The sequence below is a fragment of the Bermanella marisrubri genome (genome assembly GCF_012295615.1).
Taxonomy (GTDB): Bacteria; Pseudomonadota; Gammaproteobacteria; order Pseudomonadales; family Oceanobacteraceae; genus Bermanella; species Bermanella marisrubri.
Genome location: NZ_CP051183.1, coordinates 2,711,333 through 2,734,100 on the forward strand (window position 1 = coordinate 2,711,333; position 22,768 = coordinate 2,734,100).

Annotated in this window: 23 protein-coding genes and 3 tRNA genes; 9 read left to right on the forward strand and 17 right to left on the reverse strand. The window is 44.0% G+C overall.

From position 1 onward, the window contains the following. Nucleotides 1-4: 4 nt before the first annotated feature. Together HF888_RS12590 and HF888_RS12595 are read right to left on the reverse strand one after the other, a co-directional pair. Nucleotides 5-553, reverse strand: a complete 549-nt coding sequence (locus HF888_RS12590) for a heme NO-binding domain-containing protein (protein ID WP_007019139.1) — start codon at nt 551-553, stop codon at nt 5-7. Nucleotides 554-572: 19 nt separating this feature from the next. Then, nucleotides 573-1,130 carry a response regulator gene (locus HF888_RS12595; RefSeq protein WP_007019138.1) on the reverse strand — a complete coding sequence of 186 codons (558 nt, stop codon included), beginning with the start codon at nt 1,128-1,130 and terminating at the stop codon, nt 573-575. Nucleotides 1,131-1,265: 135 nt separating this feature from the next. On the opposite strand from HF888_RS12595, the gene HF888_RS12600 reads away from it, so the two are divergent. The 3 genes from HF888_RS12600 to HF888_RS12610 all read left to right on the forward strand — a co-directional run bounded on the left by HF888_RS12600 (nt 1,266) and on the right by HF888_RS12610 (nt 6,242). Next, a complete protein-coding gene (locus tag HF888_RS12600; protein ID WP_007019137.1) occupies nt 1,266-2,558 on the forward strand; it encodes an HD domain-containing phosphohydrolase in 1,293 nt (430 codons plus the stop codon). Between the two features lie 67 nt (nt 2,559-2,625). Then, complete coding sequence (locus tag HF888_RS12605; protein WP_007019136.1) at nt 2,626-4,083, forward strand: cobyric acid synthase; 1,458 nt, start codon at nt 2,626-2,628, stop codon at nt 4,081-4,083. A 14-nt stretch (nt 4,084-4,097) separates the two neighbouring features. Then, the gene (locus tag HF888_RS12610) at nt 4,098-6,242 is read left to right on the forward strand and encodes a DUF748 domain-containing protein (RefSeq protein ID WP_007019135.1); all 2,145 of its coding nucleotides are present in this window, start codon (nt 4,098-4,100) and stop codon (nt 6,240-6,242) included. Nucleotides 6,243-6,249: 7 nt separating this feature from the next. On the opposite strand, the gene ybaK is transcribed toward HF888_RS12610, so the two are convergent. Both ybaK and HF888_RS12620 read right to left on the reverse strand, forming a co-directional pair. Beyond that, entirely contained in the window at nt 6,250-6,720 is a 471-nt protein-coding gene (gene ybaK, locus HF888_RS12615) for a Cys-tRNA(Pro) deacylase (protein WP_007019134.1), read from the reverse strand. Nucleotides 6,721-6,888: 168 nt separating this feature from the next. Continuing rightward, on the reverse strand, nt 6,889-7,629 hold the full coding sequence (locus HF888_RS12620; protein ID WP_007019133.1) for an HD domain-containing protein: 741 nt from the start codon (nt 7,627-7,629) through the stop codon (nt 6,889-6,891). Between the two features lie 97 nt (nt 7,630-7,726). Between HF888_RS12620 and HF888_RS12625 the strand changes: the two genes are divergently transcribed. Next, complete coding sequence (locus HF888_RS12625; protein ID WP_007019132.1) at nt 7,727-8,110, forward strand: winged helix-turn-helix transcriptional regulator; 384 nt, start codon at nt 7,727-7,729, stop codon at nt 8,108-8,110. A gap of 52 nt (nt 8,111-8,162) precedes the next feature. Here the strand turns inward: HF888_RS12625 and HF888_RS12630 are convergent. From HF888_RS12630 to alaS, 6 genes are all read right to left on the reverse strand, one after another. Then, a tRNA-Arg gene (locus HF888_RS12630) sits at nt 8,163-8,239 on the reverse strand. Between the two features lie 55 nt (nt 8,240-8,294). Further along, nucleotides 8,295-8,371: transfer RNA gene (locus HF888_RS12635), tRNA-Arg, on the reverse strand. A 94-nt stretch (nt 8,372-8,465) separates the two neighbouring features. Then, a tRNA-Ser gene (locus tag HF888_RS12640) sits at nt 8,466-8,555 on the reverse strand. Nucleotides 8,556-8,645: 90 nt separating this feature from the next. Beyond that, entirely contained in the window at nt 8,646-8,831 is a 186-nt protein-coding gene (csrA, locus tag HF888_RS12645) for a carbon storage regulator CsrA (RefSeq protein WP_007019130.1), read from the reverse strand. Between the two features lie 295 nt (nt 8,832-9,126). After that, nucleotides 9,127-10,350: an aspartate kinase gene (locus tag HF888_RS12650; protein ID WP_007019129.1), complete on the reverse strand. Its 1,224-nt coding sequence runs from the start codon at nt 10,348-10,350 to the stop codon at nt 9,127-9,129. A 169-nt stretch (nt 10,351-10,519) separates the two neighbouring features. Beyond that, nucleotides 10,520-13,150 carry an alanine--tRNA ligase gene (alaS, locus tag HF888_RS12655; RefSeq protein ID WP_168367066.1) on the reverse strand — a complete coding sequence of 877 codons (2,631 nt, stop codon included), beginning with the start codon at nt 13,148-13,150 and terminating at the stop codon, nt 10,520-10,522. 227 nt (nt 13,151-13,377) lie between these two features. Here alaS and HF888_RS12660 point away from each other — a divergent pair, with 227 nt between their 5' ends. From HF888_RS12660 to HF888_RS12680, 5 genes are all read left to right on the forward strand, one after another. Then, on the forward strand, nt 13,378-13,581 hold the full coding sequence (locus HF888_RS12660) for a YgaP family membrane protein (RefSeq protein ID WP_007016513.1): 204 nt from the start codon (nt 13,378-13,380) through the stop codon (nt 13,579-13,581). A gap of 97 nt (nt 13,582-13,678) precedes the next feature. Then, nucleotides 13,679-14,128 (forward strand): hypothetical protein, encoded by a 450-nt coding sequence (locus HF888_RS12665; RefSeq protein WP_007016514.1) that lies wholly within the window; start codon nt 13,679-13,681, stop codon nt 14,126-14,128. Between the two features lie 29 nt (nt 14,129-14,157). Next, nucleotides 14,158-14,367, forward strand: coding sequence for a hypothetical protein (locus tag HF888_RS12670; RefSeq protein ID WP_007016515.1), 210 nt, complete (start codon nt 14,158-14,160; stop codon nt 14,365-14,367). After that, nucleotides 14,360-14,719: a hypothetical protein gene (locus HF888_RS12675; RefSeq protein ID WP_007016516.1), complete on the forward strand. Its 360-nt coding sequence runs from the start codon at nt 14,360-14,362 to the stop codon at nt 14,717-14,719. Before HF888_RS12670 ends, HF888_RS12675 begins: the two co-directional genes overlap by 8 nt. A 161-nt stretch (nt 14,720-14,880) precedes the next feature. Continuing rightward, nucleotides 14,881-16,179, forward strand: coding sequence for an NAD(P)/FAD-dependent oxidoreductase (locus tag HF888_RS12680; RefSeq protein WP_040297431.1), 1,299 nt, complete (start codon nt 14,881-14,883; stop codon nt 16,177-16,179). A 119-nt stretch (nt 16,180-16,298) separates the two neighbouring features. On the opposite strand, the gene HF888_RS12685 is transcribed toward HF888_RS12680, so the two are convergent. From HF888_RS12685 to bioB, 7 genes are all read right to left on the reverse strand, one after another. Further along, the gene (locus tag HF888_RS12685) at nt 16,299-17,270 is read right to left on the reverse strand and encodes a putative metalloprotease CJM1_0395 family protein (RefSeq protein WP_007016518.1); all 972 of its coding nucleotides are present in this window, start codon (nt 17,268-17,270) and stop codon (nt 16,299-16,301) included. Nucleotides 17,271-17,311: 41 nt separating this feature from the next. Beyond that, nucleotides 17,312-17,566, reverse strand: coding sequence for a hypothetical protein (locus HF888_RS12690; RefSeq protein WP_007016519.1), 255 nt, complete (start codon nt 17,564-17,566; stop codon nt 17,312-17,314). A gap of 315 nt (nt 17,567-17,881) precedes the next feature. Further along, nucleotides 17,882-18,571: a dethiobiotin synthase gene (gene bioD / locus HF888_RS12695; protein ID WP_040297433.1), complete on the reverse strand. Its 690-nt coding sequence runs from the start codon at nt 18,569-18,571 to the stop codon at nt 17,882-17,884. Between the two features lie 24 nt (nt 18,572-18,595). Further along, complete coding sequence (gene bioC / locus HF888_RS12700) at nt 18,596-19,399, reverse strand: malonyl-ACP O-methyltransferase BioC (protein WP_007016521.1); 804 nt, start codon at nt 19,397-19,399, stop codon at nt 18,596-18,598. After that, nucleotides 19,392-20,204 carry an alpha/beta fold hydrolase gene (locus HF888_RS12705; protein ID WP_007016522.1) on the reverse strand — a complete coding sequence of 271 codons (813 nt, stop codon included), beginning with the start codon at nt 20,202-20,204 and terminating at the stop codon, nt 19,392-19,394. The genes bioC and HF888_RS12705 overlap by 8 nt, the downstream gene beginning before the upstream one ends. A 12-nt stretch (nt 20,205-20,216) precedes the next feature. Beyond that, nucleotides 20,217-21,392: an 8-amino-7-oxononanoate synthase gene (bioF, locus tag HF888_RS12710; RefSeq protein ID WP_007016523.1), complete on the reverse strand. Its 1,176-nt coding sequence runs from the start codon at nt 21,390-21,392 to the stop codon at nt 20,217-20,219. 11 nt (nt 21,393-21,403) lie between these two features. Beyond that, a complete protein-coding gene (bioB, locus tag HF888_RS12715) occupies nt 21,404-22,462 on the reverse strand; it encodes a biotin synthase BioB (RefSeq protein ID WP_007016524.1) in 1,059 nt (352 codons plus the stop codon). Between the last annotated feature and the right edge of the window lie 306 nt (nt 22,463-22,768).

Sequence of the window (22,768 nt, forward strand, 5' to 3'; positions counted from 1 at the left end):
CGTTTCAATCTCCAAGTCGTTTTATATGCCAACGACAACGAGCAGCCCCATCGTGCATGCATTCAACATGCTCCAAATGGATTGGCGAGTTAAAGTGATCCGCGCAGCCCTGTATTAAACCGGACGCCAAGGAACATAGCTTTCGATTACTGCGATAATCTAGATAGCCAGTATTTGTATCCAAGTACTCAAACTGGAAGAACGGTAAATACGCATCTGGATGTAAGCGCTTTACATTGACATGAACCGTGTTATCAAGATTCTCCAAAGTATCAAATAAATCTTTTCGCCCCTCTAACACAGATGCCATTCTGGTTTGTAAGAAGCCGAAAAGAAATTTTCCGAATACCTCTAACCCTGTTGCTTGATCAACGCCCAGTTTTTCACAGACTGCCTGAGCCAACGCCATCATCTCACTATCATCATAGCGACCCCCCGCAGTATAAATACCACCACTGGGTAAGTCAGTCTCACTCAAAATAGTATTCCATGTAGATAGATCTGCGTTTTTGATGACAAATTCTTCAAGCGCATTAAAGATCAAACCTTGCATGTGGATCTCCAGATTAGAGCTAATTAACCAAATCGTGAATACGATCCAATAAAGCATCGTTATCAAAGGGTTTTTCTAAATAATCATCGGCTCCTTCGGTGACTGCTTGCTGTAACTTGGCTTTGTCTAGACCACTCACTACCAATATTTTAGGTTGGTTTGCAACCTTGTTCTGGCGCAACGATCGGATCACATCGAGACCATCAAGCTTTGGCATACTTAAATCTAACGTCATTATCGCTGGTTCAAATGTAGACAGCTTTATTCCCGCATCAAATCCATTGTGCGCTATTTCGACCTGCCAATGATCTCGTTTCAATACTCGCTCAATAGCTGCTGCCATGGCTTGATCATCATCCACCACCAAAATACGTTTTGACTGCTTCAACTCTGATGGCACTGGAATACCGTTTTCATGCATAAACGTCAGCAGATCACTCTGGATTACTCTGTGATCCCCTCTACCCGGAAGCTTGTATCCCTTTAGTTCACCTCGTTGAATCCAACGAATCACGGTGCGGAAATTTACCCCTACCAGCTTTGCCACGTCGCCTGTCGTATAGGTGGTTTCGCTCATACTGCATATCCTCAACAACCACTCAATAATTTAGACCCAGACATGAATAAAAAATAGTCAGTTTTTATACTATTTTAATCTTAGACAGCTTAGACAGGTTAAATTATAGTCAATTTATATCGGGAGGATTTGACCATGTCAGATTGTATTCGCATACTTTTTGTCGACGACGAAGCCCAGATGCTAACAGCCTTAGGCCGTGTTTTTCGTGGTAAGCGCTATGAAACCCATACAGCCAATAGCGGCGCAGAAGGTATTGATCTCATTAAATCGCACAAGTTTGATGTGATTATTTCTGATATGCGTATGCCCGAGATGGATGGCGCTGCTTTTCTCGCACAAACTATCACCTTAACTCCTGACAGCCGCCGTATATTACTCACTGGCTATAGTGATCAAGAAAGTACAATACGTGCCATTAATGAAGGCCAAGTCCATCAGTACATGACCAAGCCTTGGGACAACGAGGAACTCAAGCAAACGGTAGAAAAAGAATTTGCGGCCAAGCAGGAACTCAGTAAATCCGATCCGAATAGCGAAGACCAATCGATACTCAAGCAGCAAGTGGAATCCGTCGCCTCTGAACTGGCCAATACTCGCGTGTTCGCGGATTTAGCAAAAGACGAACTTCTCAAACAATATAACACCACCATTAAAATGATTAGCAACATGCTGAGCCAACGCATTTCCACCCCCTGGGAGATGGACAACAATGTAGTTAATCACAGTGTGGCCATGGCGAAGCTCATAAAGCTGGACAATAAAAACATTACAGAAATTAGAAATGCAGCGCGCTTATATCAGATTGGAAAGATGCTTTTTCCTGATGCTATTTTGGGAAAAACACTCAACGAAATGAATTCAGATGAGCGAGCGATGTATGACAACTTCCCGTCTACCGGCGCGGATATGCTCGCACCGCTGAGCACGCTTGATTTTGCTGCCAATATTATTCGTTACCAAAACGAAAATATGGATGGATCCGGCATGCCAGATGGTTTAAAAGGCAAGGAGATTCCTTTAGGGTCTCGCATATTGAGAATTGTTGTCGATTTCCAGCAACTAATACACGGCCAACAATTTACACAATCATTAAGTTTCATGGATGCCCTAGAGTACATGGGAAAATACATTTCTATAAAGTATGACCCAGTACTGCTACAACTTTACACTCGCTTTATACAGCGCTTAATTAAACGAGATAATGTGCCACAAGATAAGCTTAAACATGTGGAAGAACTAGAGGCAGGATTAATCACAACACGAGATGTTATCACTGAAACCGGAATTCTGTTGGTAGCTAAAGGGACAACTCTAACAGAAACACTTATCTCTAAACTCAACCTATATCAACAAAGGAGCGCTGCGCAAATTGCCGTCTTTGTAAAGCCGCAAGAAGAACCAGAAGAAGAATCCGAAACAAATTAGTTTGCGCTAGTGAAAATAAAGGGGCTATGACATGATAATGGCTTTACTTATTTATTAGCCGAATATCATGCCTAGTATAATGATTCAAGGGACAACCTCCGATGCAGGGAAAAGCGTTATGGTGGCCGCCCTTTGTCGAATCCTAAAAAACCATGGGTACTCAGTCGCTCCTTTTAAACCACAAAATATGGCACTCAACAGTGCCGTTACTAAAGACGGCGGAGAGATAGGACGCGCCCAAGCAGTGCAAGCACAAGCAGCAGGTATTGCCCCACACACAGATATGAACCCCGTATTACTAAAACCCAATAGTGATACCGGAGCGCAAGTGATCGTCCACGGCAAAGCCATCGCCAACATGGAAGCAAACTATTATCACCAACATAAACCTAAACTATTAGAGGCGGTATTGGAATCGCATCAGCGTTTACTAACGCAATACGATTGGGTGGTTGTAGAAGGCGCCGGCAGCCCGGCAGAGATCAATCTACGTGATCGTGACATTGCCAATATGGGGTTTGCGGAAGCAGCTGACTGTCCTGTCATCATTGTTGCCGATATTGATCGTGGTGGAGTATTTGCGCATCTGCTCGGCACCATGCAATGCTTAAGTGACTCTGAACAAAATCGCGTAATCGGTTTTATCATCAACCGTTTTCGTGGCGATCCCAGTTTACTAACCTCTGGACTTGAATGGCTGGAAGAGAAGACCGGCAAACCCGTATTAGGTGTAGTCCCCTACATTGAAAACCTGCATATTGAAGCCGAAGACAGCATTCAGACTAGCGTACAAAACAAAGCCGCCACACAAATTAAGATAGCCATCATTGCTGTTCCTAGAATCAGTAATCACACAGACTTTGATGCTTTGCGTTTGCATCCAAATGTTCATGTTCAATACGTAAAATATCCCAATGATTTAGACGATTGCGATGTCTTAATCTTGCCTGGTAGTAAAAGTGTGCGTCGAGATTTTCAATGGCTAGAAGAAAAGCAATGGATACCACTTATTCACCAGCACCTGCGCTACGGAGGCAAAGTCGTTGGAATTTGCGGTGGCTTACAAATGCTGGGAAGCTGGATTCACGATCCAAAAGGCATCGAAAGCGAAGCAGGTTCAAGCAAGACTCTCGGTTTTCTCGACTTTGAAACCACGCTTCACCCCGATAAACAATTGCGCAATGTATCCGGTATTTGGCATTACGAAAATGTAAATTTTAGTGGCTATGAAATACATAGTGGTGAATCGACAGGGCCGGCTTTTGCAAAAGCGCAATTTGAATTGCAATGTGGCAATGAGTCCATACAAGATGGACTGTTCAGTGATGACGATAAAATAATGGGCAGCTATGTACATGGCATCTTTGACAGCCCAGAGTTTATAAAAGCATTTTTGAAATGGAGCGGTCAGTCCGCTACAGTAGATTTCAATTATTACGATTTCCAAGAATCAGAAATTGATCGACTTGCGCATACGGTAGAAGAACATCTTGATTGGCAGAGTGTGATCAAATCAAAAGGATAGGCACAAGCACGAATATGAAGTGGTTCAAACGACTGTTCATTGTTTTCTTACTATTAATCCTTGCCACTGGAGCCAGCTTGCAGCTGGCGCCAATGTTCGCCATTCAATGGCTAGAAGACTTTTACGCACAACAAGGGCCCAATCACAAGCTACAAATACAAAACTGGTCGCTCAACCTGATTGATGGTGAATTAGCACTTTCCAATATACATGCTAAATGGAGCACTGATCAGCAAGCCACTATTGATGACATCAGTGTGGATATCCGCTGGTTACCACTATTCAACAAGCAGCTGGTCATGAATGAGATCCAGCTAAACGGCGTTCGCATTCCTATCACTGAGGATGATAGCAATCTGTCTATCGCTGGTATTCAAATTCCATTAAATGGGCCGAAAAGTAGCAATACAAATCAAACCAGTGACAATAAAGACGATAACATTGATGCGGTAGAAAGTGGAAATCCATGGGCTATCGAAATCAATTCCATCAATATTCAGCAGCACACCTATCAATTAAACATGAAGGCGCTTTCGTCCAAAGTGATGATTGAAAAGCTATCGCTAAGCAATTTTCATAGTTTAGAGAATCGAGAAACTTCGATTAACTTAGAAGGTAAAATAGCGAATCTACTTATGTCTAATCTTGCGCAAGCCGATACAGAATTAAGTATCAATGTGCAGGGTTCACTGTTCAGCCTAATGAAATCACCAAAGTTTTCCGGGAGTGTCTTGATTGAAGACCTCGTATTACAAAATCCCATCGCGCAATTAGCTTCCCTCCGCATTGATGGTTTAAATATTGAAGAACAAAAGCTGGTAAGTAATGATCTGATACTTTCAGGATTAGCCTTAGGCGAGCAGACGGATAAGCAATTTTGGCTAACACTTGATAAATACTGGCTGAACCAACTCACACTGACCTCTTTTGGTTTAACGACAGGCATACACTATGTTTCTGGATTGAAAGTAAATAATTATCGTGACCAGAATGGCGAGATTGAATACTCAATTGCTGGTTCAGGTAACACAGAAAAGCCTGAAGAACATCAAAACTCAATTGAGAAAGATAACAGTGCCAATAGTGCAGATGACGCTTTCGACGATAAAGGCTCTAGGGAACAAATCAAAGAGGCGTCATCATTTGCTATTAATATTGAAGGGATCACACTGCAAGATTCTAAAGATACTATTTCCACAATCTGGTTTCGAGACCAGAGCATTGATCCGAATTATGTGGTCCCAATGGCGCTAAAGTCTTTTTCTGTGAGCGCGCTATCCATGAAGGATATCGATGCTCCCTTCGAGCCCGACGTTAACATAAAACTCATGGCCTCTGTGGATAACTATAGCGAAATTAACTTTAATGCCCAGTTGAATCGCAAAGAAGGATGGCCCATGGGCAAGGCAAGCCTAGAGCTAGAACAATTCAATATCATTCCACTTAATGGCTATATGACTAAAGCCATTGGCTATAGAGCACAAAAGGGCATGCTCAATGTAAACACACAGGTCACGCTGAATGATGAAACATTAAATGGTGAAACTAGAATCTTCTTGCGCAACTCAAAATTAGAACCGAAGAATCGAAATACCATCAGCCGAGTCAGCAAGCAAATTTCCATGCCCGTCGATACCGCTTTGGATTTGTTGAGAGACGATAATGGCAATTTGCAATTGAGTATTCCTATGTCGGGAAAAATTAGCGATCCAGACTTTGCTTATGATGATGTGATGAATCAATTAGGCACACTCGCCCTAAAAACAGCATCCATGCATTATCTACAGCAGAGCTTACAACCCTATGGGGCACTTATATCACTATTATCGTTTGCCACTGATAGCATCATGGCGATTCGTCTCAATCAATTAGACTTTAAAGAAGAGCAAACTGAGTTAAGCCAATCGCATAAAGATTATTTAGATAAAGTTGTTAAAATCCTGACTGAAAAAACCGAGTTGGAATTACAGGTTTGCCCTTACGTCTCAAAGCAAGAAACCCAGCAAGAGACTTGGGCACAGCTAGGACAAGCACGTGCAGAATCGGTGAAGACCTACTTGGCACAATATAACGACAAAAACAGCGAGAACCTAGCAAAGCGCACAACGCTTTGCGTAACAGAAGTAGCAGATACGCCTCATGTGGATTTAGGCGTATAACGGACAACTATTCAGTGGCGATGTTTGCAAAGTCAGCATTAAGCAGCTTAGCTAAAGCAGTGGCTGGCAGCTCAATCTCTAAACCACGCTTTCCGGCGCTTACATAAATGGTATCGAATAAGCTTGTCGTTTCATCAATAACCGTTCGCAAACGCTTCTTTTGACCTAATGGGCTGACACCACCCAATACATACCCTGTACTGCGCTCAACCTTTTTAGTGTCTGCCATGTTCGCTTTTTTAACTTTCAGTGCTTTGGCTAAAGACTTTAAGTTTAACTGACGATTAACCGGAACAATTGCTACTGCTAATTCCTTGTTATCCGTTTCGACCACCAAGGTCTTAAATACACGAGAAGCATCAACATTTAACTTGTCAGCAGCTTCCAATCCAAAAGATTCAGCCCGAGCATCATGGTTATACTCATGAATTGTGTGCCCTACATTTTGCTTAATGAGTAAATTAATCGCTGGTGTCATATCTAAGACGTCTCATTACCAAATCAAACGGAAAAGTTTTTATTGAAAGCTCTACAAGTAGTTCTAAATTGTGCGTTGGAAACACTGCTCAATCAAGCACTACGCAATAACTCAAAACGACAAATAAACTTCGCGTACACATGGGTCGCCACGTTACACTGAATATCATTAATGATGAAAATGATTGAGAGGATTATCATACACCAATTTAGCAAAGCCAAGTCGCCTCAAGATTCCGGCATGAGAATTAGGCTGGTGTGGTAGCTCATTAATTGTTTTAACTATCTCTTGATTGAACCCACTGCGTGGATAGGATTTATGTATGCTTGCAAGATTTTTGCTCTCAATATAATGAGCAAAACTTCCGATTACATCCATATGGGCTCCTATTTTTAAAAGATAGGATTCAGGCTCTGAATTACGCAAGTTAGTCCCTAGATGCAAGTGTCGCTCTATGGCCTCTGTGACTAAGCGAACGCGATCCCTCTCCACCCCACGGCCATTAAGAAACCGAGCGCTTTCTTCTGCTCCAAGTACGTGAAAACCCTTGTCGGTAACATTGTGACAACAAGGTTCGGTTAAGCCAAGATCATGCATAAGGCATGCAATATAAAAAGCCTCTTCATCAAAATGAATATCGAATGCTCTGGCTACAACCCAAGCAAATTGCCAGGTACGTTGACAGTGAGCATACATGACTGGCGTATAGCGATCGCCTACCAATTGCTCTGTTTGCTTAACTAAGTGTGTATCAGGAGTGCGCAGCGCCTCTAGATCAACCGTCTTGCGACTGGCTCCTGTCAGCTTGAAGCGCCATATCCAACGACTCAATTGCTCATGACACTGTGATTGAATGAGTTTTGCGATAAAACCGAATTGCTCCAGTTTATTTAGTGTCCCTACTTTCATGCGTTTATGCCCTAATTAGTAACTTTCATTTTGAAAGTTACTATGCACATATAACTTTTAAATTGCAAGTTACTAAAGTATTTCGTAATCTAAGAGCATGAATAAGAATATTGATAACAATGCAAAGCCTTGTCCTTTAGCAACCTCATTATCCATACTGGGGGATAAATGGACGTTATTGATCATACGCGACTTGATTCAAGGAAAACGTCGCTACGGCGATTTTGCTAGCAGCGATGAAAACATTCCCACAAACATTCTAGCCAACCGATTGAAGCGCTTACTGGAACATGAACTTATTGCAAAGCAAGCCTACCAAACACGACCGACGCGTTACGAATATGTATTAACAGAAAGTGGTTGTGAGCTTCTTCCTAGTATTCAAGCATTGGCCAAATGGGGGAATGATCACTTTGATTGCAAGCAACCACCGAAATGGTTTTTTGGTTTAACAATCAAAGAACTGAAAAATAAAGAATAGATATTGGAGGCATAAAAAAACCCTGCGTTTTGGTGCAGGGTTTTTGGAATGATGGCGCGCTCGGGAGGATTCGAACCTCCGACCGCCTGGTTCGTAGCCAGGTACTCTATCCAGCTGAGCTACGAGCGCGTAATCTTTAAAACTGTTTTCCCAATAACTATTTCAAATAAAATCTATTCGAAAATGGCGCGCTCGGGAGGATTCGAACCTCCGACCGCCTGGTTCGTAGCCAGGTACTCTATCCAGCTGAGCTACGAGCGCACTAATTGGGTTGGCGTATTATAGGCAGCCAATTAAATTAGTCAACCTACGCCAAAGTTTATTTATCTCTAGGAAATAAAAAGAACTTTAAATGTGGCGGAGAGAGAGGGATTCGAACCCTCGATAAGATTTCTCCTATACGCCCTTAGCAGGGGCGCGCCTTCAGCCACTCGGCCATCTCTCCACAACGGGGCGATATACTACCAGCTTAGAGAGAAATTTAAAGTAAAAATTTCAATAAAATTAACGAATTAGCGCCATTTCGCCGAAATTTTTACTTTTCTTCTGGTGAGCCTTTTTCGTTCTGAATGCGTTGGTAGATTTCCTCACGATGCACGGCCACTTCTTTAGGGGCGTTTACACCAATGCGAACTTGATTGCCTTTTACACCTAATACGGTAACGGTTACTTCGTCACCAACCATTAAGGTTTCACCAACACGACGCGTTAAAATTAGCATTCTATTCTCCTGAATACGGTAGCCAAGCGATGGACTACTTAATCCCTATCGGGCATCCATACGTTTAATTATTGACCAGCTTGAGCAAATTAAAAGCCGCCTTAACATTGTTTCCATAATATTTAGTTATGGATGACGACCGATTTGAACATTACTGATCTTGACCTAGGGTGCGCTGGCTTTCCAACGCGGTTTTTTATGTAATAGCGACCGATCTTTGACGCTATTACAATGCGATAAAGATCGACTTAATCCACAGTCATCTTTATCGCGGGTGCTCGTTAAGACGAAACGTTTATTTTTCGTCATCTAGATCAAAGCCTGTATGCAATGCGCGTACAGCGAGTTCTAGATATTTCTCTTCTATGACCACGGATATTTTGATTTCCGAAGTACTAATAATTTGGATATTGATGTTTTCGTTTGCAAGAATCTCGAACATTTTGCTCGCCACTCCAGCGTGACTGCGCATACCTACACCCACTAAAGACACTTTGGCGATGTCATCCGTGGCCGCAACCTCTCTTGCACCAAGCTCTTGAGCAACTTCATTAAGAACACCTTGCGCTTTAGCAAAATCGTTGCGATGAACAGTAAACGTAAAGTCTGTTGTGCGGTCAGCAGCTACGTTTTGTACGATCATATCTACTTCGATGTTAGCTGCGCCCACAGGACCCAAAATTTTTGAAGCTACACCTGGGATATCAGGTACGCCCATGACGGTCAATTTGGCTTCGTCGCGGTTAAATGCAATGCCAGAAATAACAGGTTTTTCCACGGCGTTATCATCCTCTATGGTAATCAGTGTGCCATTGCCTTCTTTGCTACTGTGCAATACGCGCAACGGAACTTGGTATTTTCCTGCAAATTCCACAGAGCGAATTTGCAACACTTTTGAACCTAAGCTGGCCATTTCCAGCATTTCTTCAAAGGTAATCTTTTCCATACGACGGGCTTTTTCTACCACTCGAGGGTCGGTAGTGTATACGCCATCAACATCTGTATAGATCTGACATTCATCAGCTTTTAGGGCAGCTGCTAACGCAACCCCAGTTGTATCTGAACCACCTCGTCCGAGTGTCGTGATATTACCTTGCGCATCAACACCTTGGAAGCCAGCTACGACAACCACTTTACCTTCGTCCAAATCACTGCGGATAGAATCCGTATCAATGTGTTCGATTCGCGCCTTACCGAATGCGCTATCGGTTAACATACGAATTTGACTGCCCGTATAGGACTTAGCCGGCACACCAATCTTTTCCAACGCCATGCTTAGCAGCGCAATCGTCACCTGCTCACCAGTACTAACTAATACATCCATCTCACGGGCAGACGGTGTATCAGTAATCTCTTTGGCCAATCCAATCAGGCGATTGGTTTCTCCGCTCATGGCACTCACCGCCACGACAACATCGTGACCATCTTCTTTAAAGTGCTTTATCTTTTGCGCGACGCCCTCAATGCGTTCAATAGAACCCACTGATGTACCGCCATATTTATGTACATACAATGCCATGGAAAGGCTCTCAAATGTTGTTAAAAAGCGGGCAAAAATTTTGGGCGCTAATTAGACAATAAATTAGCGCCATTGAAAATACCCGAGGGCCCCGAAATACAGGGCTTTATAGATTTTATTGCAGCGAAACACAGGAAACCTGTGTTTAAGCTGCGATCAACAAGAAGAGTTATAGGTTTTGCTGAGCCCACGCATCAAATGCGTTCAATGCATCCTGAATCCCTTCTGGCTTTTTACCACCAGCTTGTGCCATATCTGGCTTACCGCCGCCGCGGCCATCGACATAAGGCGCAAGCTCTTTAACAAGGTCACCCGCTTTTACTTTACCCAGCAAGTCTTTGGTCACACCTGCGATTAGGGTTACTTTTTCGCCATCGTGACTCGCCAACAAGATAATACCGCTGCCCAGTTTATTTTTAAGCTGGTCCATAGCGCTACGCATGGCTGGAACATCTGCACCGTCTAGCTGCGCCGCCAAGACTTTTACACCGTTAATATCTTTAGCACCGGCCGCTAAATCCGTACCTGCACCAGAAGCCAATTTGGCTTTCAATTGCTGCACGTCTTTTTCTAGCTGTCGGTTTTTCTGTACTAACTGTGTCACCTTATCTTCCAAGCTATCACGGGTGGTTTTTACTTGGCTGGCGATGAGGTTCAAGCTCGCGTCCATAGACTGGATATATTTGATAGCAGCTTCGCCTACAACCGCTTCAACACGACGTACACCGGCTGCTATACCACCTTCGCTAACAATTTTAAGTAGGCCAATATCGCCCGTACGTTTAGCGTGTGTACCACCGCACAGTTCTACCGAGAAACCATCGGTACCCATACTCAAAACGCGTACTTCGTCATCGTATTTTTCGCCAAACAGAGCCATAGCGCCCTTTTCTTTCGCCGCATCAATCGCCATCAATTCTGTTTGCACTGGCGTATTGGCCGCAATTTGTTGATTCACTCGACGTTCTACCGCTGCCAGTTCATCCGCCGTCATGGCTTCAAAGTGAGCAAAGTCAAAGCGCAAGCGATCATAGGTACATAGAGACCCTTTTTGCTGCACATGTTCCCCAAGAATTTCACGCAAAGCCGCATGCAATAAGTGGGTTGCACTGTGGTGAATAGCAGTCTGCTGACGCTTATGCTCATCAACTAATGCACTTAAAGTATCACCCGCTTTGATGATGCCCGCTTTTACTTCACCGTGATGCAAGTGATTGTTTTGCTGCTTGGTTGTATCCGTAACGATAAACTCATAACCGTCCGCCGTGCGCAGTACGCCTGTGTCGCCCACTTGGCCACCTGACTCACCGTAAAATGGTGTACTATCCAGAACAATCATGCCGGCTTCGCCTGCGTTCAAGCTTTCCACCGCATTACCGTCTTTATAAAGGCTAACGACTTTTGCTTGATCACTTAGATGATCGTAACCCGTAAAGTCGGTTTCACCTTCGATGTTAAGCGTATCTGTGTAGTCCACTTTGAAATTGCTTGCCGCACGAGCCTTATTCTTTTGCTCTTCCATGCACGATTCAAAGCCCGCTTCATCTACTTTCAGGTCTTTTTCGCGCGCAATATCGGCGGTTAAATCCACTGGGAAGCCGTAAGTATCATAAAGCTTAAACACGGTTTCACCGGGAATGGTATCGCCTTTCAATTCAGCAATGGCTTCTTCTAAAAGCTTCATGCCGTTATCGAGCGTCTTAGCGAATTGCTCTTCTTCCAGTTTTAGAATTTTTTCCAACTGAGCTTGGTTTTGCTTCAGTTCAGGATAAGCATCCCCCATTTCGTCTACCAGCGCCGCGACTAACTTGAAGAAGAATAAGTCTGTGGCACCTAATAAATGACCGTGACGGAGTGCACGACGAATGATACGACGTAGCACATAACCACGACCTTCATTGCTTGGCATCACGCCATCACTGATCAAGAAGCCACAAGAGCGAATATGGTCGGCGATTACTAGCAGAGATTTATTGCTTAAGTCTTGTGTACCGGTTGCCTTGGCCGCTGCGGCAATCAAGTTTTGGAATAAATCGATTTCGTAGTTGGAGTGAACGCCCTGCATAATGGCAGAGATACGCTCTAGGCCCATTCCCGTATCAATAGACGGCTTAGGTAAAGGTTCCATTTTACCGTCGGCATAACGGTTGTACTGCATGAATACGATGTTCCAGATTTCGATGAAGCGATCACCATCTTCTTCTGGTGTGCCAGGCTTGCCACCCCAAATGTGATCACCGTGATCAAAGAAGATTTCACTGCAAGGGCCACATGGTCCGGTATCACCCATTTGCCAGAAGTTGTCAGACGCGTACTTTTCGCCTTTGTTATCACCGATGCGGATGATCTTGTCTTCCGGCAAACCCATTTCTTGATGCCAGATGTCATAGGCTTCTTGGTCATCGGCATAAACCGTTACTAGCAATTTTTCTACAGGCAAGTTCAACCAGTCTTTGCCGGTTAGAAAACCCCAAGCAAACTTGATCGCTTCACGCTTAAAGTAATCACCAAAACTGAAGTTACCCAACATTTCAAAAAAAGTATGGTGACGGGCGGTATAACCTACATTCTCTAGGTCGTTGTGTTTTCCGCCTGCACGCACACAGCGCTGAGACGAGGCTGCACGAGTATAATTACGGGTTTCTTGTCCCAAAAAGGTATCTTTGAACTGGTTCATCCCAGCGTTAGTAAACATTAACGTCGGGTCGTTCGCAGGAATCAACGAACTGGAAGCAACCACGGTATGCCCGTTTTCTTCGAAATATCTTAAAAATGCCTGTCTAATTTCTGCGGTTTTCATAATTTTCCGTCTTATCGGCCCCATTTGGCGACAGGGCTCTGGTTGTGATCACAAAGCGGCAAGTATATCGAGAATAAGCCGTTTCGACGAGAGGTCTAGCACAAACTCACTGGTGATGGGGGGATTTTGCATCAGTGTTTATCATCCAATAGACAAACATCTCTTGCTTTTTATTTAAGATTTATCTAATTTAGAATAACCTAATGTAATATTTGAGGAGTTGCCCCATGTCGATCGATCGCGTTGTATTCTCATTCGCAGGTTTATTCATCTTACTCAGCTTAGGCTTGAGCCAAATTCATCATGTGAATTGGTTATGGTTTACTGCATTTGTGGGACTTAATATGTTTCAAGCTGCGTTCACAGGCTTTTGTCCATTGGCAAAAATATTGAAAACCATGGGTATCAAGCCAGGTCAAGCTTTTAACTAAATCCTGCCAACCGTAACACACTGCAACAGTAAACGGTTGAAACCCCGCCATTAGAGCCTGATAATGATGGCATAAAGCCATTGTTATCAGGTTTCTTATGAAACAAACATTTGCACTAATTTTTTTGATGGGGGTTATTGGTTTCATCGTTTTGATGCCCCACCAGCAAAATTCGACTTCAGACTGGTCAGATTGGATTGAAAAAACGACTACCCTCTTTGAAGACTCAGGCAAACTCTTCAAGGATATTGGACAGGATGCTCAAGACGAGATGGAACCATCTCCTAGTATCACACCTGCGAAAGATGATGTGGATGAGCAGCTACAAGCACTGCTACCCCCAGAAAGATTAGATCTGAAAGTTGACCCGATGACGCTTGACGATTCTGCTATCCCGCTGGAAACAGCCGCGGAACAACACCAATTCTCTAACCTATTCGAGCCCCGTGTTAAAGATCAAAAGCCTGCTTTTAAAGGCAAATTGCATACAGATGAAAATAACGAAATCATCGGTGCAGAAATGCATCTAGCCATTCCTACCAATTAACTGAGTTTTAATAACCGAAGGATTTACTTATGTACGCCTTGGCTTGCGTTTTACTCGCCATCAGTGGAGTGGTTTTGATGGCAGTTACCGGAGTGGGTCCATTTTCAAGAGATCCTTGGGAACGCTATTACTTTTCTCTACGGAAAAAACCAAAATGGCTTACTCAAGTATTGCTTATTACGGCATCCGCCTTGTCCATCGCCTGCACACTTGTTTTGGTGGGTGTGATTCGTGATTGATATCCAGCAAGGCCATCTGGGAGAGGGGCAATGGCAAATAAAACATCAAGACTCCGTTCCTTTTCTTTCTCATCGCTTGGCTTTTAGCCCACGTAATGAATTTCGCATTGGTTGCGATGAAATAATCAATGTACAGGTGCAAGCTATTGAGCAAGACCAACATCAGGTGAAAATAGATTTAACTGACGATCGATACTGTATCGGATGGACGTCTAACTCAGAATTAAAGTCTTTATTAAATATGATGCAACGCACTGAACCCGCACCAGAACAACAGCATCATCAACACCTTTGGGTTACCGGTGTGATTTTCTTCTTTGTTGCCTGCCTTTTATTAAGTTTGGCTAAATAAAGCTTTCATCATTTTCATTATCGTCATTTGCGAACTACTCTGTTTCTAACTTGTTACAAAAAGTTAGTTCGTTATAATGAAAATACCTCTTCTCCATAAAAGATATTTCTAGAATGCATCGTGGCGCGGTCCATTCTAGAACTATTTTATTGGAATCCATCATGAACAAAATCGTAATTGTAGGCGGCGGAGCCGGTGGCTTAGAACTCGCCACAAAATTAGGAGATCACTTTGGCAAACGGAATTTAGCCGAAATCCATTTAGTCGATGCAAACAATACTCACCTTTGGAAGCCTTTATTGCACGAAGTGGCAACTGGTTCTCTAGATGGTGGTATAGATGAATTAAGTTATCGAGCACAGGCTCACAATCATCACTTTACCTTTCATATAGGTCGCATGAATGATCTAGATCGGGAACGCAATGAAATTGTGCTCTCATCCATTCATGATGAAAAACACGAAGAAATTTTACCAGAGCGTCGCCTATCCTATGACTATTTAGTTCTAGCCGTTGGTAGTCAAACCAATGATTTTGGAACACCTGGCGCGCAAGCTTTCTGCTCATTTTTAGATAGCCGCGAACAAGCAGATCGTTTTCACAAAGTGTTACTCAATACGTATCTAAAGGCCAACAACCAAGCTCAAAAAGAAGATCAATATAATCTGAATATAGCCATCGTTGGTGCTGGTGCAACTGGAGTTGAACTCGCAGCAGAATTGCATAACACGGCCGCGCAACTGCGTGCGTATGGATTAGATTACTTAAAGAAAGAGCAATTAAATGTCAGCATTATTGAAGCTGGCGAACGCATTTTACCAGCGCTGCCACCGCGTATCAGTGCTGCCGCACATCGAGAACTAAACAAACTTGGTGTGGAAGTACAAACACAGACTTTCATCAAAGAAGTAACCGAAGAAGGCTATTGGACCAGCGAAGGCAAACTAATACCCGCACAGTTAAAAGTCTGGGCCGCTGGTGTCAAAGCGCCAGAATGGATGGAAAACCTAGGTGGACTGGAAACAACCAAGACCAACCAAATAAAAGTGAAGCCCAGCTTACAAACGACGCTGGATGATCGTATTTTTGCCATTGGTGACTGTTCTTTTATGCTGCAACCTGACGGCACGCCAGTACCGCCGAGAGCTCAGGCTGCGCACCAACAAGCCAGCCATGTTTATAAAAATTTATTACGTCTAGTTGAGAGCAGAGAACTTAAAGACTTCGTGTTTAAAGACAAAGGATCTTTAGTAAATCTAAGTCGCTATAGCACCGTCGGCAGTCTGATGGGCAATTTATCAGGGGGAAGTATGATGATTGAAGGCCGACTCGCGCGCATTGTATATGTGAGTTTATATCGCTTACATCAGATTGCATTACACGGTTATTTTAAAACTCTGTTAATGAGTTTGTCCGGTCGCATCAATAAAGTAATTCGTCCTCGATTAAAACTTCACTAATTACCCTATTTTGAATATATGCGCTCTTTGACGTCCCGTCGCCGCACTATTTCGTTCGTCCTGAACATAAAAAAGCCACGGTAAATACCGTGGCTTTTTTCAATCCACTTGATGCTAAATTAGGCGGTAATGTCTAAGAGATTTACTCTAGAGTTTACCTTGTCATCAATCTGACCCGCTTCAACAAGTTGAGATTGAACACGAGCTAACCGCTCGTTTAGTTCTCGCAAGCTCTCAGCCGCTTGATTAGCACGTTCTTGTTGCTGCTGATCTGCTTGCTGCGTCTCTTGTTCTTTATCTAGACGCGACTCATCACTTTCTTCTTTTACTTGCTTCTCTTCTCTCGACTCGGACTGCTGTCGCAGTTCCTCAGTGCGCGCTTGCTGAAGCTCGCTACGCGCTTCTAATGCTAACTGGACTGCTTGCGCAGCTACCTGTCGGTCCTGCGCGGATGGCTCGGCTGGTGCCAACGCTGCTCGGCGCACAGTTTGAGCTTTTTCTAATGTCGCTTGCGGGTCGTTTGGGACTTTCCCCACACTGATGGGTACTTCACCTGCTACAGCATAGCGTTTGCCATCGGGGCCAGTTTTATAAGATAAACTGATGGCACCCGCGTATTGGCCACCTACAGCTTGGTGAGCTTGCTCATGAGCCCTAACCTGCCTATCTCGCTCGGCTAGCGCACGAATTTCTTTTAGTTCTTGCTCTAGGCGGCGCTGCTCCTGCTGGCCGTCCTCCCTTCTTGCTTCCGTTTGAGCATCAGTAAGTGTACGATCTTGCTGCAGGTCCTCTTGCGAACGATCGTCGTTTCGGAGATCTGTCTGTTGATCTCTAGCTTGCGCATTTGCTCTTGCCTGCTCTTGGCGAGCTCGATCACTGCTGGCTCTTTGCTGCTCTTGCTTTTCTTCCGTAGCTTGACGACGATCCTTATCCTTGGCGCGAGCACTCTCATCGTTCTGCGTTACCGGATTAAACGAATTGGTCGCTTGATTTTCAGCATCCGTGGGCACAGCAAGGTTCGCACGACCGTCTGTATTGGCCGTTGGCGTGATCTGCGGTGAACTGGCTGCACTGCCCACTTGAATATTCATAACATGATTCGCAAGCTAACTCTTACGAAACCTCCTAGGATCTAAGCTCTGACGTCAAGCAAGCTGCCAACACTCTTATCGGCAGCTTCAACTACCTTCGCACTGGCTTCTACTTGGCGTACGCCTTCTGTTTGTTGAACCAAGGATTTCGACAGCTGCGTAGTGGCATCACTGCCCTGTGCTGTCTGCGTTCCCGCCGACGCAATGTTTTGCGCAGCTTCGGTCACCTGCTCTTGGCCTTTTTGTAACCCTGACAAACCTGCTGCTAGGGCGTTACCCGCTCCACCTACTTGCATTATCGACTCCTCAGTTGGTTTTACCTGTATATAATTTAACCAAACTTTTAAAAGCGGCACAAACTTGCCGCTTATTACTTTAATACTGTTTCAGACTAAGAAATCAGTATCACCTTGTAGAAATGAATATGAAGGGAACATGCAGCAGTTTTTCAGTTATTTAGAGTTATTTATTTTAAATAATCTCAGGCATATAACTAAAAGTTCAAGAAATATACGGTGCGACTATTTGTAGCATGGTTTGGACGCCTAAAAACGGTAGACTTAATAGGCAAGTTAAAAATGCCCCAACAAGGATGCTGGGGTAATACGAAGTTAACCTTCCATTGATGGTAGCGTTAAATACTCTGCCGCAGCTTCTGCTGTATTGTTATCAATGTGCGGCACCACACCAAGGCACGGCGCTGGAATCATCGCTCGTAACGTTTCAATATTTTCATCGTATGCGCTCATGGCTGGGTCAATTTGGTTGGCAACCCAACCCGCAATGTGCAAACCATCACGTTTAATAGCCTCGACCGTTAGCAAAGCGTGATTTAAACAACCCAATTTCATCCCTACAACCAGAACAACTGGTGTTCTTAGCTCTTTAATACAGTCTGCCAGTGTTTCTCTTGGATTAAGCGGTACACGATATCCACCAGCGCCTTCTATCAGAGTAAATTCTGCTTTATTCGTCATGAGTACACCGCGTAACAACCCAACTATGCGCTCGGCACTTAACGGCTTGCGAATTCGCTGCGCCGCAATATGAGGTGCAATTGCTGGTTGTAACGCAATTGGGTTTACCTGCTCATATGATAACTGCACTGTACTTTGCGTCATCAGCTTCATGGCATCGTCGTTACGTAAACCTTGATCTGTTTCGCTACAGCCAGCGGCTACCGGTTTCAAACCTAATGTACTCAATTGTGCTTGTTTGGCCTTGGCTAATAAGCCACTGGCAATGAACGTCTTGCCTGCATCTGTATCTGTGCCCGCTATAAAGAAGATTTGTTTTGCCATGACTGCCTCTGTCATTCAATGTCGTTAATTCGGTTTTCTTAAGACAATACTTGCAACGTGATAGCGAGCTGGTAAGCCCTCTTCTTGACGATATTCTTCGAATGCTTGCATGAATGCCTTCAATTGCTTGGGCGTGGTTAAACTGCGATTGCGCCCTTGTGTTACATTGTGAGCACCGATACGTTTTAACGAATCAGTTAAACTCCTTATATCCGGGTAAAACTCCACCTCATCACGAAAGGTGACGTCAATCTCTTCAAAACACGATTCAGATATTGCCTGCTCCACATTTTGTTGAGTCTCAAAGCTATTTACATGTTGCCTCTGATCCACTTTTGACCATGCCTGCTTCAATTCACGCAACGTACCTTCAACCAATGTACTCAACACTAAATGACCGCCGGGTTTCAGTACTCGATACTGTTCATTTAACACTTGTGAAAAAGAATCACACCATTGCACAGCAAAGTTAGAAAATATAAGCGATATAGACTCGTGTTCAAATGGCAAGGCTTCAGCATCTGCAATGGAGTATTCAAACATTGGATAAGTTTGCTTTGCATACGCTAGCATACCCTCTGAAAGATCCGCTCCTTTGATAGTACTAGACTTGAAACACTGGCGAAGTTTAGGCAAGCAATAACCAGTTCCACAACCCAAATCAAGGACAGTGTGATGATTACATAGGTCACTGTTTGATTCGTCAGGAGCGAGTGGTTCACACTTTTTTAATAAAGCGTCAGCAATACGATGTTGAATACGTGCATACTCATCGTATTCATGCGCTGCCTTACCAAAACTTTTTGCTACCGCCTGCTTGTCAAGCATTCAACCCCTCCAGAAAGGTCAAAATGCCATTGGCAACGGATTGTGGTTGGGCCACCAAGCTTGCGTGAGAACCGTTGGGAACAAAACTCACAGGGTGCATTGGATTTAATTTATTAAGTTCTTGGCTGACGCCGTTGGGCACAATTGCATCATCCGTTGAAAGCAAATGCAGTGTGGGTAGCGTTAATTGCTTTAACGTAGCTCGATTATCCAATTGTGCTAATAGCTTTAAGCTGGCATTTAGAACGTCAGAGGTGGGCGCAGGAACTTGGGTATTCTGCTGCAACCATTTTAAGCTTTGCAGCATGTCTTTTTGCTCACCTACAACGGTCAAAGCAGCGAAACGGCGTAATGTGGTTTTCACATCAGCAATCGATTCCATAAAACCATCAAATAATGGTTGAGGTACACCGCTTTTCCATGATTTGTGCGCTATGAACTTTGCATTAGCATTCATAGAGACTAACGCCTCAATTCGATCAGACTTTTCAAGTTGTAATTTCGCAGCCGCTTGCACAGCCAACATGCCGCCTAAAGACCAGCCAAGCCAAGCTGACTTTTCAGGTGCAACGGATAAAAGCCCTTCGATCAAATAAGGCAGCTGATAACTTTGTTGTGCATCCTCACATTTGGATTCACCAAACCCTGGTAGATCAACACAAACAAAATGAAAATGATCCTTGAACAATTTCGCAAGAGGTTCAAACACATGACTATTGCTAGCCCAGCCGTGAATACAAAATAAACTCGGGTTATCCGGATTACCAAATTCGCGAATATGAAATTCGTCGTGTTGAATCTGCATAAAATTTTGCTCTTATTGATTCAAGTACTGAATGTCTTCCAGTGCTTGCAGTAATTGATTAACGTGAGCTTCACTATGAGATGCACTCAACGTAACTCTTAATCGAGATGTGCCTTCAGGTACAGTAGGCGGCCTAATTGCAGCAACGTGTATGCCTTTTTTATTGAGTGCTTCGGTCATTAGTAGCGCCTGATCTGCTTCACCCACTATTATCGGTTGGATCGGAGTAGAAGAGTTCATTAATTCAAAACCCAACTGCCGAGCGCCTTGACGAAATTGCGAAATCAATGACTGAAGATGGATTCTTCTTTCGGCGTCTTCTTTAACAATTTGCAAACTGGTCAGCGTGGCTGCAGCCACTGCAGCGGGCATAGCAGTTGTATAAATATACGGGCGTGCAAAATTAGTAAGATACTCTATCAATGCTTCGCTACCAGCAACGAAAGCGCCTGCGGTTCCCAAGCCTTTACCTAGCGTCGCCATCAAGATGGGCACATCATCGCCAGACACATTTTGCGCTTCACATAAACCTGCACCATTATCACCCAATACACCAAAGCCATGGGCATCATCCACCATTAGCCATGCGTTATGTTTTTTTGCAGTATTCGCTAGTCGGGGCAAGTCAGCGCAATCGCCATCCATGCTAAAAACACCATCCGTAACAATCATTTTTTGATTGGCTTGCGTTTTTAGTAGGCGCTGATTGAGATTTTCAAGATCCTTATGCAGGTATCGCTGAAAACGCGCGCCACTTAACAACCCACCATCTATCAAAGATGCGTGATTCCATTTGTCTTCAAACACGGCATCTTGCTTATTGAGTACTGAAGCAATCACGCCCATGTTAGCCATATAGCCGGTGCTAAAAAGCAAAGCGCGAGGGCGGTTGGTGAATTCGGCTAATGCTTCTTCCAACGCTTGATGATAATAATTATGACCATTCACTAAATGGGCCGCACCACTGCCGACTCCCATCTCATCCGCTGCGTCCTTAAAACGCTGAATGATTCGAGCATCATTTGCTAGGCCTAAATAATCGTTGGAACAGAAACTCAACATAGTACGACCATTGATTTCGACCTGGGGTCCTTGCGGCGAACTCAATACTCGACATTGGCGATACAAATTGCGCTCACGACGCTCATTGAGCGCCTGATACAATACATGATCTAACGTGGAAGACATGCGCTTTTTATCTATACGGATGCGTCGTAGAAAGGTTGGTTTTGATCGTTCTTTTGCACCTGTTTGCTAAGCACTTCAGCTTGCTCATCGTCATTGTGATCAACAATGGCTTGCTCTGGACGTAGGCCTAAACGCTTAAACAATTGCATGTCCTTGTGGGCTTCAGGATTCGGTGTGGTTAAAAGGCATTCGCCATAGAAAATAGAATTAGCACCGGCCATGAAGCACATTGCTTGCATCTCGTCACTCATATCTTCGCGGCCTGCACTGAGACGCACATGGGATTTGGGCATGAGAATACGCGCCACAGCGATGCAGCGCACAAAATCGATAGGATCTAAATCTTCTACATCCTCGAGTGGTGTGCCTTTCACTTTCACCAACATGTTGATCGGCACACTCTCTGGATGCACAGGTAAGTTCGCTAATTGTGCCAGCAACCCAATGCGATCTTTCTTGCGTTCACCCATACCGATGATGCCACCGGAACAGATTTTCATACCACTATCACGAACGTGCTGCAGTGTATCTAATCGATCGCTGTACGTGCGCGTCGTAATAATTTGATCATAATAATCTGGACTCGTATCCAAATTGTGGTTGTAATAATCCAATCCGGCTTCAGCCAACTCACCCGCCTGTTCTTCATTTAGCATCCCCAAGGTCATGCAGGTTTCTAACCCCATCGCCTTTACGCCTTTTACCATTTCTAGAACGTAGGGCATATCGCGTTTATTTGGGTTTTTCCACGCTGCGCCCATGCAAAAACGCGTTGATCCCTTGGCTTTGGCTTCTTTGGCTTTGTTTAATACGGCTTCTACTTCCATCAAGCGCTGTTTTTCTAGGCCTGTATTGTAGTGAGCCGACTGCGGGCAATATTTACAGTCTTCTGGGCAAGCACCGGTTTTAATGCTTAATAGAGTACTGACTTGTACTTCATTGGGATCGAAATAAGTGCGATGGATGCTCTGTGCACGGAATAGCAGATCATTAAACGGCAAATCGAACAAAGCTTGTACTTCTTGCTCATTCCAGTCATGGCGAATCTGAGGGTCTAGTTGCGCATTCATATTATTATCCTTTTTAGGTGCATTGCCTGATATACCAATACAAGCGCTATGACTAGGCTAGAGCGCTCCATCAAGGCCATGAAAACAAGTAATAACGCTATGTTATCCAGAATATTCAAACAGTCAACCATTGCAATAAATAGGGTTTACAGATGTATAAATAAAGAACTATGCAGCCTATGCCTAAACCCAACATCCTTAACACAAGGAATTTGCTCCGATTGTGCCTCAGATCTACCTCGTATAACACAAGCCTGCCCTCGCTGCAGTGAGCCCAATCTATTTGGTCATATCTGCGGACATTGC